The following is a 12271-nucleotide window of genomic DNA, read 5'->3' as shown; positions in this document are numbered from 1 at the left end:
GTTTCAAACCGGCTCTCGCTACGTACAAATTCATTTCACGAGAACTGCTCCCGGATGACTTTCAGCAACGCATTTATAGGCTCTTCCAGCAATGAAGCCCTCTCTTTAATAAATGGGTGTTGCATACTTTTCCGATCAACGCATCTTTATACAGTTACTAATAGTTTAGCCGACCGAAGGAGCTTGCGTCAAGTAAAAGACGAAAGGAAGATTAAATGAGACGAGGTTACAATCCTTATTTATTACCGCCTTGGTTACGAAAGACCAGATTTTACTGCAAAGGGATTATTATCCCGATTACTGTGTTTCAGCTTATCAGGCTGTTAATCGTTCCGACTACAGGAGATTTTCTACTGTTATGCGTTTTAGTAGGCCTCACTTTCATCCTGTACAAAGACATCATTTGAACGGAACGTTGTCGTCGCCCACTCGTCAGGTAATGTCGCGATATACGACAGTACATCATCATGGCCATTCCATGAACTGCTGTCGTGTATGGCGACCTCAGTCTCTCGTCGGACATGCCCTTCTGCTTTTGCAGCAGGGACAGGTTCTTTTACTTCTGCTACGCTTGGTATGGATGCAGGTTCTGACACCGCTGCCACTACTGTGGGTGCTGGTGCAGGTTCTTGCACTGCTGCCACTACGGTTTGTGTCGGCTCAGGTATTGCACCAACAACTTCATCCGACTTTTCCCCATACGTACACGTAACATTCCATTTCACTGCGAGCGCACCATCGGCACTCGTCCTCGCTGAGACATCTGTTGCTTCAATGGTTAGGGGCGTCTCGACTTCAGGTGGTAAGTCGATGTAAAGCGGTACAGCATATTCGAAGTACCCTGAGTTTCCCTCCAATTCGACATCATCGACGAAGACAGCTTCATCTGAAAACTCGGCCGCTCTGTCACCTTCTGCAAAATTCACTTGGGCTGCAACATGGTAAATACCAGACAACCGGACAGCGTCTTCCGTACGATTTTCTGAAAACCCGGCATTTACTTTCACCGCGCTTCCTTCTTCGGGCACACCTATTTCTTCAGGAAAATAAAAGACCTCTTCCATTGTCCATTGTAATGTTTTCATTTCGCTTTCCCTCCCTCTGTACATTCACTTGCCATTATATGCATGAGAATAGAAAGTAGAATAAAGGGCGATGAAAAACTCCTTCCCGAAGCATCGAGAAGGAGTTTTGTTATTTCGCTAATTGAGCGAAGACTTTATGGAAAGCTTGTACCGTTTTATCGATATGCGCTTCCGTATGTGCTGTTGACAGGAACATCCCTTCAAATTGAGATGGTGGCAAGAAAATGCCTTCTCCCGCCATCAAGCGGAAGTATTCCGCAAATAATTGCAGGTCTGCCGTTTTCGCTTTATCGTAATTGAAAACTTTTTCATTTGTGAAGAAGAATCCAATCATGGAGCCTGCACGGTTAACCGTATGCGGAATGTTGTATTTAGTTGCCGCTTCACGGAAACCTATCTCCAACTGATCGCCCAGCTTCTTAAAATGATCGTATGACGCCGGTGTCAACTTTTTCAATGTCTCGATACCCGCAGTCATTGCAAGCGGATTACCGGACAATGTGCCAGCTTGGTAAACCGTTCCTGCAGGAGCGATATGCTCCATGATTTCTCGTTTACCGCCATATGCACCGACAGGCAACCCGCCACCGATTACTTTTCCTAGGCAAGTAAGATCAGGTGTGACGCCAAAATATCCTTGCGCACACGTATAATCGACACGGAAACCCGTCATGACTTCATCGAAAATCAAAACTGTACCATTCTTCTCTGTCAATTCGCGCAGAGCTTCAAGGAAGCCAGGCTCAGGTGGTACGACGCCCATATTGCCTGCAACGGGTTCTACAATGACTCCCGCTAGATCGTCACCATATTGTTCAAAGACAGCTGTAACGCCTGCAAGGTCATTATAAGGAACCGTAATCGTATTCTTCGCAACGCCTTCAGGTACGCCTGGACTATCAGGCAATCCTAAAGTCGCGACACCAGAACCAGCTTTAATGAGTAATGAATCTCCGTGGCCATGGTAACAGCCTTCGAACTTCAAAATTTTATTGCGACCCGTATATCCACGAGCTAGACGCAAGGCACTCATTGTCGCTTCTGTACCTGATGAAACCATCCGTACGATTTCAATCGAAGGGACACGGTCGATGACGATTTGCGCCAATTCATTTTCAAGCAATGTAGGAGCACCAAAACTTGTCCCTGTTTCAGCTACTTTCTTAATCGCTTCAACGACATCTGGATCCGTATGTCCTAAAATCAGAGGACCCCATGATAGGACATAGTCGATGTATTCATTGCCATCGATATCCGTAATCATTGGTCCTTTTCCACTTTCCATGAAAATCGGATCCATATTGACCGATTTGAATGCACGTACTGGAGAATTCACTCCGCCCGGCATCAATTTCACCGCTTCAGCAAAAGCTTTTTTCGATTTTTCGTAATTTCTACCCATTCATTTCTCCTCCAACCAACGAGCAGCGTCTTTTGCATGGTACGTCATGATGAGGTCTGCGCCTGCGCGTTTCATACTTGTCAACGTTTCGAGTACAATTTGCTTTTCATTGATCCAACCGTTTTGTGCGGCTGCTTTTACCATTGAATATTCGCCGCTCACATTATACGCAACGACAGGAAGCAACACATTATTCTTCACATCACGCATGATATCCAAATATGATAGCGCCGGTTTGACGATTAGGAAGTCTGCGCCTTCTAAAACATCCGTTTCTGCTTCCCGAAGTGCTTCCATACGGTTTGCTGGGTCCATTTGGTACGTCTTACGGTCCCCGAATTGCGGTGCAGAATCGGCAGCATCACGGAAAGGTCCATAATAAGCGGAAGCGTATTTCACTGCATAGGACATAATCGGAATATCTTCAAATCCTGCTGCATCAAGTCCTTGGCGGATTGCGATGACAAAACCATCCATCATATTAGAAGGTGCAATTATATCAGCACCCGCTTTTGCTTGGCTTACTGCGGTTTGCACTAACAGTTCAAGCGATGGATCATTCAACACTTTTTCGCCATGTACGACACCACAATGGCCGTGATCCGTATATTCACATAAGCATGTATCTGCAATGACAACTAGATCAGGATAGGCTTGTTTGACCAACTTTGTTGCCAGCTGAACAATTCCTTCATCATCATAAGCACCTGTACCAACGGCGTCTTTCTCCGCTGGAATACCAAATAGCAGAACGGAAGGAATTCCAAGCGAAACAACTTCCTCTACCTCTTCGAGTAGCTTATCAAGTGACAATTGGAAGATGTCCGGCATTGAACTGATTTCGTTTTTAATGTCTTCGCCTTCGATGACAAAGATCGGATAAATAAAATCTTCTTTTTGTAAAATCGTTTCTCTTACCATCGAGCGCAAAGTAGTAGAATTACGCAGACGGCGGTTACGACGAAAATGATAGTTGCTCATTGGATTTCTTCCTTTCGTCTCGCCAAAGCGTTGACGAGTTCCTTTAACGTATACGTTTCAGGTGTCACGTTGACCGTAGCACCCGCTTTCTTCAATGCATTTGCTGTCACATGTCCGATAGCACCGATTGTAAACCCACTCCAGCCAACAATCGGCACTGCACTTTCTACAAAAACTTGGACCGCAGACGGACTTGCAAACAATACTGTGCAGTCCGTCCGCTTTTTTAGCAATTCCACAATCGAAATGATTGATTGGGGTTTGGTGACTGTTTCGTAAACCGTCCATTCTACAACGTGGAACGGTAACTCTTCACGAATTAAGCTTCCCGCAAGTGTTCCTCTTAAGAAGAGGACATTTAGCTTTGTTGCTCCTTCAGGTTTGAACTGTTGGACAAACACATCCGCACTGAAAACAGTTGGGATGAACTCCACCTGAAATCCGATTTTTTCAAGCGCCGCAGCTGTCTGTGTTCCAACAGCCGCAATTTTAGATTGAATGTCCGCCGCTTTCAGTCGATAACGTTTCATTTTCGACTGAAAGGAATGCACAGCACTTTGACTCGTAAAAATAAGCCAATCATAGGCGCCGGACTTCTTTAACCGCTCTTCATCCGAGGAGTCTTCTATCTCCCCCACTTGGATTAAAGGGAAAGAATATGGCTCGCCACCATACTGTCGAACAAGGTCGAACACGTCGACAGATTTTGGCGTCCCCGTGAATATGACGGTTTCACCTTGTAAAGGCAACTGTTCAGGCATCCATTTCCGCCTTCACTTTCTGGATAACTTCAGCAGCACCTTCATCGCGCAACACTTTTGCTACAGCCTTCCCAACTTCCACAGGATTTTTTCCAGTCACAGTCTTTTTGAATACTTGCTTAGCATCTGGCGTTGCGATATAACCAGTGAATGTAATTTCATCACCGATTGTTTTAGCGAATCCTGCAATTGGCACTTGGCAAGAACCATCCATTTCAGAAAGAAATGTCCGCTCTGCATCGACTTCATTCCACGTTTTGTCGTCAGACATCTTTTTCAGCTCAGTCAACAATTCAGTGTCGTCCGTACGGCATTCAATTGCCAAAGCACCTTGTCCAACCGCAGGGATACAGTCTTCAATGGACATATATTCCGTAACGATATCCTCGCTCCAACCCATTCGTTTCAAACCTGCGGCTGCAAGGAGGATGGCATCATATTCTCCATCTTGCATCTTTTTAAGTCGTGTATCAATGTTTCCGCGTATCCATTTGATTTCAAGATCTGGGCGCAACAACAATAATTGCGAACTACGGCGCAAACTTGACGTTCCAACAACTGCTCCGACAGGCAGATCCATGAATTTCACACCGCCATTTGCAATATACGCATCACGTGCATCAACTCGTGGAGGTATACAGCCAATTGTCAATCCTTCAGGCAGAACTGCCGGCATATCCTTCATACTATGAACTGCAAAATCGATTTCTTTATTGAAAAGGGCTTGTTGGATTTCTTTCACGAATAGACCTTTACCGCCTACTTTAGAAAGCATGACGTCGATAATTTGGTCGCCTTTCGTAACAATTTCCTTCACTTCAAATTCAAATGGTGCACCCGCTGCTTTCATTTGGTCGATGAACCAATTCGTCTGTGTTAATGCAAGCTTACTTCGTCTGGAACCTACGATGATTTTTCTCATTGTACCCTTCCTTTCTAAAACGAATGTCTATTCCTCAAATCCAGAAATGGAACTGTGATAATTTACTTCCTAAAAAGAAATTGATAATCACAAAAAGAAAAGCGAATACGTTCGCCCATGCAAAATCGTTTGCTGTCAGTTTGCCTCTTCTTTGCAAAAACAATACTAAACTATAAATAATTATTAAAAAGAAAGAACCGATAATTTTCACATCAGAAATCATCCACTCATCCAATGCGACAATTGCCCATTGTGTACCAAGTATTAAGCTAATGAATAAAACCGGAATGCCTGTATAGATGGATGCTTTCATCCCAATCAGACACATTTGCAATGATGGAAGACGGCCAAACTGTTTCGTCCATTTCTTTCGTTTTAACACATTATAGACAAGCAGATAAAGAATCGCGTAAACCACAGCCATTGCAAAGGCAGCATAAGAAAATATGGCAAAAGTAATATGGATGAACAATAATTCCGAGATAAGCGATTCGCCTACTGGTGATTGCTCTATTTGAGCGGGTGCAAATGTATAAATCGTCATGAAAACGAAGCCGATGACATTCAAAAAGAAGACGGCAAATCCTACTTTCGTGAACAACTGTAGAATCATAGATAACGTAATCAGCAACCATGTGTAAAAATAAATCCCTTCATAAAGTGAAAGGATCGGTAATCGATGCGTTTCAATCAATTGGACGACAAGTGAGCCGCTCTGCATGAGATAGACGACCATTAAAATCCAGAAGGCGCTGCGGTGAGCAACTTTGTTTTTATTCAAGTAATCGATGAAATAAAATACAAGGCTCACCGCATACAGGACGACAATCACTTCGTGAAATCTCGCCATCGTAATTTCAGCCATGATGCATCCTCTGCCTTTCACTAGAAGTTGAGCAAATGAAATAAAGAAATATATAATATGAAATTTGGTGTCCATTTACAGTCCACACTTATTGGCTTACATCTCGATTAATCATAAATGCATTCCTATTAAATCAATTAAGGGACAAATCGGACTGTGTATAGAGCGGCGGTGTTGAAGTGGGTGCCGTCTCTTTATTAGAAACCTTCGTGGGCACCGCGTTTTCTGCTTCTGCCAATCCGAAGATCGTTTTGAACAATTCCAGTTTTTCACTTGAATGCTCATCCATTGCTAACTCTTTCGCCTGCAGAATAGGATTCTTCAGCAATTGGTTAACAATCGATTTCGTGTGCTTATTCAACAGCTTCTTTTCACGGGCTGTTAGATTCGGCATCTTATTTTCAATACTTTCCATTGTTTCGCTTTGAATAATCGATGCTTTTTCACGCAAAGCAGCAATGAGTGGAACGACGCCTAACGTCGCAATCCATTCTTTAAACAATACGATTTCCTCTTCAATCATCAAACCAATTTCTTCAGCAGCTACTTTTCGCTCAGCTAGGTTCGCTTCGACAATACCTTGCAAATCATCGATATCATAAAGAAAGACATTAGGAAGATCGCCAATTCGTGGATCTAGATCACGGGGTACCGCGATATCAACCATAAATATTGGTTTTCCCTTTCGAAGCTTTTCAACGAATTGCATCATTTCCAAGTCGATGACATAATCTGTCGCACCAGTAGAACTGATAAGGACGTCTGCTTCGAGCAAAGAACATTGGAGTTCTTCCATCGGTTTCGCAACGCCTCCAAACTGCTCTGCCATTTCTTCTGCTTTCGATAACGTACGGTTGATAACAGTGACTTTTCCCGCGCCGCTGCCATGCAAGTTTTTAATGGCCAATTCGCCCATTTTTCCTGCACCAAGTATTGCTATATGTTTATGGTTCAAGGAACCGAAAATTTTCTTTCCAAGCTCGACTGCCGCGTAGGAAACGGATACTGCATTGTCGCCGATTGCGGTTTCTGAGTGTGCACGTTTAGCAAGTGTAATCGCTTTTTTGAAAAGTTCATTGAAAACAGTTCCAGTCGTACCGATATCTTGTGCTTTTAGGAAGCTGTCACGTACCTGCCCAAGTATCTGTGTTTCACCGAGCACCATTGAATCGATTCCGGCTGCTACTTTCATTAGATGTTCAATTGCGCCGTCATTTTCGTAGATAATCAGATGGGGTGATAGTACTTCCAGATCCATGTTAAACCAGTCCGCCAAAAATCGCTTGACATAGTAACGGCCTGTGTGAATCTGATCTGCCACAGCGTATATTTCAGTGCGGTTGCAAGTTGATATGATAATATTCTCCAATATACTTTTCTCTTGTTGAAGTTGTTGCATAGCTCTCGGCAACTGATCTTCCACAAAAGAGAGTTTTTCTCTTATTTCTACTGGAGCCGTTCGGTAGTTTACACCGACCATGATTGTATGCATTGGGTGTTCACACCTCTCCCGTTCTTTTGACACAGTAATTATAACATATTGGCCAGCTATGTTCGGTGGTTATTGTGACCAACTCTTGAACCATCAAGGGTTGGTTGCCTGTTATTGGAATTATTACAATGTGTGTAACTGTATATGTTGAGTATGTTTTTATAAATAGTGTAGCTGCGCCCATAAATGTCGTGGGCTCGCCCGTTAACGTCGGATACGCGCTCGTAAACAGCGTGACAGCGCCCATAAATTTCGGACTCGCGCCCATAAACAGCGCGCCCCCGCCCGTAAACGTCGGATACGCGCCCATAAACAGCGTGCCCCCGCCCGTAAACGTCGGATACGCGCCCAAACAGCGTGCCCCCGCCCGTAAACGTCGGACTCGCGCCCATAAACGCACAACGCAGTGAAAAATAAAATCCGGAGGAGCTTTGGCTTCTTCCGGATTTATTTTTACTACAGGTATTACATTCTGCTTTCGATTTCTTTCCACGCTTCGTCCATACCCATTCCTTTTTCTGACGAGAAGAGAATGATTGGGTCACCTGCTCTTAAATGCAAAGTGTCTCTGACGATTTTTTTATGTTTTTCCCATTTACCTTTAGGGATTTTATCAGCTTTTGTCGCGACAATGATTGTCGGGATATTATAGTCCCCAAGGAAGTCATACATAATACAATCATCAACACTTGGTGGATGACGGAGGTCTACAATTTGGATGACAGCTCGCAATTGTTCCCTCTCTATCAGATAGGTTTCAATCATACTTCCCCATTTACCGCGTTCTGATTTCGATACTTTCGCATACCCATATCCCGGTACGTCCACGAAGAATAACTGTTCTTCAATTTTATAGAAGTTCAATGTTTGGGTTTTACCAGGCTTTGACGAAGTTCTCGCCAAACTTTTGCGACCAATCATCTTGTTGATGAAGGACGATTTCCCAACGTTCGAACGGCCTGCCAATGCGAATTCCGGGAATCCGTTATCAGGATATTGTTCGGGTCTAACTGCACTCATGATCATTTCAACTTGATTGACTTTCATTCGGAAGCCTCCTCTAATGCGATTGCTAATACTTCTTCAGCATCCGAAACAAGCTTGAATGTCAGCTCACTACGTACACTTTCAGGTATATCTTCTATATCTCGTTCATTCGCTTTCGGCAGAATGATTGTGGTCAATCCTGCACGATGCGCGCTTAATGACTTTTCTTTTACTCCACCGATTGGCAACACTCTACCACGAAGTGTTATTTCGCCTGTCATTCCAACCTCACGTCGAATCGGACGTTGTGTCAAAGAAGAAACAAGTGCTGTGGCAATCGTAACCCCTGCAGATGGTCCATCTTTCGGAACAGCACCTTCAGGGACGTGAATATGAATGTCACTTGACTCGTGGAAGTCGGGATCGATATTGAACTGCTCCGCTTTGGACCGTACATACGATAATGCAGTTTGTGCGGATTCCTTCATGACGTCACCGAGTTTACCAGTCAAAATAAGTTTGCCTTTTCCGGGTGACAGCGACACTTCAATTTGCAAAGTATCCCCGCCAACTGTCGTATAAGCAAGACCTGTCGCAACACCAATTTGATTTTTCTCTTCGGCTTGGCCATAACTATGCTTCCGTTTTCCAAGTAATGTTTCCAACGTTTTCGCGCTGACCGTGACACTCTTCTTCTCACCGGTCACAATTTGTTTAGCCGCTCTTCTACAAATTCGTGCGATTTCACGTTCCAGACCTCTAACGCCTGCTTCACGCGTATAGTACCTCACGATATTCATAATCGCTTCATCATTGAAACGAACTTGTGATTTCGTTAAACCATGCTCTTTCAACTGCTTTGGAATCAAATGGTTTTTAGCGATAGCACGCTTTTCCAATTCCGTATAGCCAGGAATCGAAATGATTTCCATGCGGTCCCGGAGTGGTCCTGGAATCGATCCAAGATCATTCGATGTGGCGATGAACAACACATTGGATAGGTCATATGGCTCTTCTATATAATGATCGCTAAATGAAAAATTCTGCTCCGGATCCAGTACTTCTAGCATTGCGGAAGACGGATCGCCCCTGAAATCATTGGACATTTTATCAATTTCATCCAATAAAAATACTGGATTAATTTTACCCGCTTTTTTCATTCCCTGGATGACCCTGCCTGGCATAGCACCAACATAAGTGCGGCGGTGACCACGTATTTCCGATTCGTCCCGAACGCCACCAAGCGAGATTCTGACAAATTGACGTCCTAAAGATTCCGCGATGGAACGTGCCAAGGAAGTCTTCCCGACTCCTGGCGGTCCATCAAGACAAAGGATAGGTCCGCGCAATGATTTTGTCATCTGACGAACTGCAAGATATTCGAGAATCCGCTCTTTCACAGACTCCAACCCTTCATGATCCCGGTTTAGTATTTCTTCTGACCGGTTAATATCAAGCTGATCTTTCGAAGAATCTGACCACGGCAAAGCGACTAGCCAATCGATGTAATTACGGATGACGCCGCTCTCTGCAGATGCCGAATGGACTTTTTCATAACGGTCCAACTCTCTATAGGCAGCATCCTTCACATTTTGCGGCATGCCGGCCTTCTCAATCTTTTCCGTCAATTCGACAATTTCGATGTTCTTGCCATCTTTGTCGCCCAATTCCTTCTGGATTGCTTTCATCTGCTCGCGCAAATAGAACTCTTTCTGTGTTCGTTCCATTGCTTCTTTCACACGCGTGTTGATTTTTCGTTCAAGCTCCAAAATTGCCTGCTCGTCATGCAATTTATTGATAAGGAATTCAAGTCTTTGCTTTACATCTGTCATTTCCAGAATCTCCTGCTTGGCAACGAGTTTTAACGGCAGATGGGAAGCAATCGTATCCGCCAATCTTCCGGGCTCTTCAATCGTTGAAATCGAATCGAATGTCTCTTTCGAAACTTTTGCCGAATACCCCATATACTTTTCAAAGTAGGAAAGCAATGTCCGCATTAAAGCAGTAGTGTTCATGTCTACCTCGTCATCTTCAGGAATCGCAACGACATCAACGACAGGATATAAGTCCGCCTCTTCGTAATTGGACCATATACCTCTTCCGATTCCTTCAATAGCCAGTCGATATGTACCATTGCTCAGTTCTGTCAATGATTTAACATGCGCCAACAAACCCATTTCGTACAAATCTTCAGCTTCGGGTTGTTCAACGCTTGTGTCTTTTTGGGAAGCGAGCATGATCAGATTTCCATTTGCAATTGCATGTTCGATTGCAAATACAGATCGTTCGCGTCCAACATCAATATGTAAGGCCATTTTCGGATAAACAAGAATACCGCGCAATGGCAATAATGGTACATTCACTTTTATATGTTTCGACATGTTGAAGTCACCTCCAGAAATTCATATGTTATGTATGTGTAGTTCACTGCTTCATATAAGGTGGAAAAAGCTGACAACCGACGAGCGAATAGATCGCATCGCCGGAGTCAGCTTCATTCCTCCATTTCTCAAGCCGTTTTCTCAGGATCGAGAATGAATTCAGTTCCGTCTTCCTTGTAAAGAATCGGACTGGATTTCTTCAGGACGGAATCTTTAGTAATGATGCACTCTGTTACTTCTTCTAGTGAAGGCAGCTCGTACATAATATCCAACATGATATTCTCAATAATGGATCGCAATCCACGTGCGCCCGTCTTACGGACAATCGCTTCTTTGGCGATTTCTAGCAAGGCATCATCTTCAAAGCGAAGCGCTACACCATCAAGCTCTACCATTTTTTGGTATTGTTTGACGATCGCATTTTTAGGAACTGTTAAAATCTGATAAAGCGTATCTTCGCTTAACTGCTCCAATGTCGCGATAACTGGAAGACGACCGATAAATTCAGGAATCAAACCAAAACGCTGTAAGTCTTCAGGAATCAGTTGGGATAGCAATGTTGCTTCCTCTGCCGACTTCTCGATTTCAGTTCCGAAACCAATCACTTTCTGACCTGTACGACGCTTAATGATTTCTTCCATTCCATCGAATGCACCGCCTACGATGAATAGGATGTTCGTTGTATCGATCTGAAGGAATTCCTGATGAGGATGCTTTCGTCCACCTTGAGGAGGAACGCTTGCTACAGTACCTTCAAGAATTTTGAGCAATGCTTGTTGGACACCTTCACCCGAAACGTCACGCGTAATTGATGCGTTTTCGGATTTACGTGCAACTTTATCGATTTCATCGATATAGATAATCCCTTTTTCAGCACGTTCAATATCGAAATCAGCCGCTTGAATCAACTTCAATAAGATATTCTCTACGTCTTCACCAACATATCCTGCTTCTGTTAAAGACGTCGCGTCAGCAATTGCGAACGGAACATCCAGAATACGCGCTAATGTTTGTGCTAATAGCGTCTTACCGCTACCTGTTGGTCCAATTAGAACAATATTAGATTTCGCAATTTCAACATCATCGACTTTACTGTTCGTATTGACACGCTTGTAATGGTTATAGACAGCGACTGCCAAAGACTTTTTGGCTCTGTCCTGACCTATGATATATTCATCGAGAATTGCTTGGATTTGACGTGGTTTTGGAACGTCCTTCAGTTCGAAGTTCTCCTCCAGACCCACTTCCTCCTCAACGATTTCAGCACATAATTCAACACATTCATCACAAATATAAACACCTTGACCAGCGACAAGCTTTCTTACCTGATCTTGGGTTTTACCACAAAAAGAACAACTTAAATTATCTTTTTCATCATTGAATTTAAACATCAAG

12 protein-coding genes and 1 other annotated feature (1 of these 13 only partly in view) are annotated in these 12271 nt (G+C 43.7%); of the genes, 1 reads left to right on the top strand and 11 read right to left on the bottom strand.

All coding sequences use genetic code 11. The features are described from left to right. Nucleotides 1-148, bottom strand: a binding site (T-box leader); it reaches 82 nt to the left of the window's first position. 67 nt (nt 149-215) lie between these two features. After that, nucleotides 216-407, top strand: coding sequence for a hypothetical protein (locus tag QWT69_RS17365; RefSeq protein WP_488803661.1), 192 nt, complete (start codon nt 216-218; stop codon nt 405-407). Here the strand turns inward: QWT69_RS17365 and QWT69_RS06270 are convergent. The 11 genes from QWT69_RS06270 to clpX form a co-directional block, all read right to left on the bottom strand. Further along, on the bottom strand, nt 366-1085 hold the full coding sequence (locus QWT69_RS06270) for a hypothetical protein (RefSeq protein ID WP_317970051.1): 720 nt from the start codon (nt 1083-1085) through the stop codon (nt 366-368). The two genes, QWT69_RS17365 and QWT69_RS06270, sit on opposite strands and share 42 nt — an antisense overlap. Before the next feature lie 109 nt (nt 1086-1194). After that, nucleotides 1195-2487: a glutamate-1-semialdehyde 2,1-aminomutase gene (hemL, locus tag QWT69_RS06265; protein WP_317970049.1), complete on the bottom strand. Its 1293-nt coding sequence runs from the start codon at nt 2485-2487 to the stop codon at nt 1195-1197. Further along, nucleotides 2488-3468 (bottom strand): porphobilinogen synthase, encoded by a 981-nt coding sequence (hemB, locus tag QWT69_RS06260; RefSeq protein ID WP_317970047.1) that lies wholly within the window; start codon nt 3466-3468, stop codon nt 2488-2490. Next, nucleotides 3465-4229, bottom strand: coding sequence for a uroporphyrinogen-III synthase (locus QWT69_RS06255; RefSeq protein ID WP_317970045.1), 765 nt, complete (start codon nt 4227-4229; stop codon nt 3465-3467). The genes hemB and QWT69_RS06255 overlap by 4 nt, the downstream gene beginning before the upstream one ends. Beyond that, nucleotides 4222-5151, bottom strand: a complete 930-nt coding sequence (gene hemC, locus QWT69_RS06250; RefSeq protein ID WP_317970043.1) for a hydroxymethylbilane synthase — start codon at nt 5149-5151, stop codon at nt 4222-4224. The genes QWT69_RS06255 and hemC overlap by 8 nt, the downstream gene beginning before the upstream one ends. Nucleotides 5152-5185: 34 nt before the next feature. Then, complete coding sequence (locus QWT69_RS06245) at nt 5186-6016, bottom strand: cytochrome C assembly family protein (RefSeq protein ID WP_317970041.1); 831 nt, start codon at nt 6014-6016, stop codon at nt 5186-5188. A 133-nt stretch (nt 6017-6149) separates the two neighbouring features. Then, nucleotides 6150-7508 carry a glutamyl-tRNA reductase gene (gene hemA / locus QWT69_RS06240; protein ID WP_317970039.1) on the bottom strand — a complete coding sequence of 453 codons (1359 nt, stop codon included), beginning with the start codon at nt 7506-7508 and terminating at the stop codon, nt 6150-6152. Nucleotides 7509-7515: 7 nt separating this feature from the next. Further along, on the bottom strand, nt 7516-7860 hold the full coding sequence (locus QWT69_RS06235; RefSeq protein WP_317970037.1) for a hypothetical protein: 345 nt from the start codon (nt 7858-7860) through the stop codon (nt 7516-7518). A gap of 113 nt (nt 7861-7973) precedes the next feature. After that, complete coding sequence (yihA, locus tag QWT69_RS06230; protein WP_317970035.1) at nt 7974-8555, bottom strand: ribosome biogenesis GTP-binding protein YihA/YsxC; 582 nt, start codon at nt 8553-8555, stop codon at nt 7974-7976. Next, the gene (gene lon, locus QWT69_RS06225; RefSeq protein ID WP_317970033.1) at nt 8552-10876 is read right to left on the bottom strand and encodes an endopeptidase La; all 2325 of its coding nucleotides are present in this window, start codon (nt 10874-10876) and stop codon (nt 8552-8554) included. Before lon ends, yihA begins: the two co-directional genes overlap by 4 nt. Nucleotides 10877-11004: 128 nt before the next feature. Continuing rightward, on the bottom strand, nt 11005-12267 hold the full coding sequence (clpX, locus tag QWT69_RS06220) for an ATP-dependent protease ATP-binding subunit ClpX (RefSeq protein ID WP_317970031.1): 1263 nt from the start codon (nt 12265-12267) through the stop codon (nt 11005-11007). Between the last annotated feature and the right edge of the window lie 4 nt (nt 12268-12271).

It is taken from the genome of Sporosarcina oncorhynchi (assembly GCF_033304615.1).
Classification (GTDB): domain Bacteria; phylum Bacillota; class Bacilli; order Bacillales_A; family Planococcaceae; genus Sporosarcina; species Sporosarcina oncorhynchi.
The sequence above is the reverse complement of the archived record's forward strand: the minus strand, read 5'-3'. Positions and strand labels throughout refer to the sequence as shown.

What these genes read in the sequence shown, in the direction of transcription:
- yihA (WP_317970035.1), bottom strand. Translation starts at nt 8,555, where the DNA reads ATGAAAGTCAATCAAGTTGAAATGATCATGAGTGCAGTTAGACCCGAA.
- lon (WP_317970033.1), bottom strand. Translation starts at nt 10,876, where the DNA reads ATGTCGAAACATATAAAAGTGAATGTACCATTATTGCCATTGCGCGGT.
- hemC (WP_317970043.1), bottom strand. Translation starts at nt 5,151, where the DNA reads ATGAGAAAAATCATCGTAGGTTCCAGACGAAGTAAGCTTGCATTAACA.
- QWT69_RS06245 (WP_317970041.1), bottom strand. Translation starts at nt 6,016, where the DNA reads ATGGCTGAAATTACGATGGCGAGATTTCACGAAGTGATTGTCGTCCTG.
- QWT69_RS06255 (WP_317970045.1), bottom strand. Translation starts at nt 4,229, where the DNA reads ATGCCTGAACAGTTGCCTTTACAAGGTGAAACCGTCATATTCACGGGG.
- hemL (WP_317970049.1), bottom strand. Translation starts at nt 2,487, where the DNA reads ATGGGTAGAAATTACGAAAAATCGAAAAAAGCTTTTGCTGAAGCGGTG.
- QWT69_RS17365 (WP_488803661.1), top strand. Translation starts at nt 216, where the DNA reads ATGAGACGAGGTTACAATCCTTATTTATTACCGCCTTGGTTACGAAAG.
- clpX (WP_317970031.1), bottom strand. Translation starts at nt 12,267, where the DNA reads ATGTTTAAATTCAATGATGAAAAAGATAATTTAAGTTGTTCTTTTTGT.
- hemA (WP_317970039.1), bottom strand. Translation starts at nt 7,508, where the DNA reads ATGCATACAATCATGGTCGGTGTAAACTACCGAACGGCTCCAGTAGAA.
- QWT69_RS06270 (WP_317970051.1), bottom strand. Translation starts at nt 1,085, where the DNA reads ATGAAAACATTACAATGGACAATGGAAGAGGTCTTTTATTTTCCTGAA.
- hemB (WP_317970047.1), bottom strand. Translation starts at nt 3,468, where the DNA reads ATGAGCAACTATCATTTTCGTCGTAACCGCCGTCTGCGTAATTCTACT.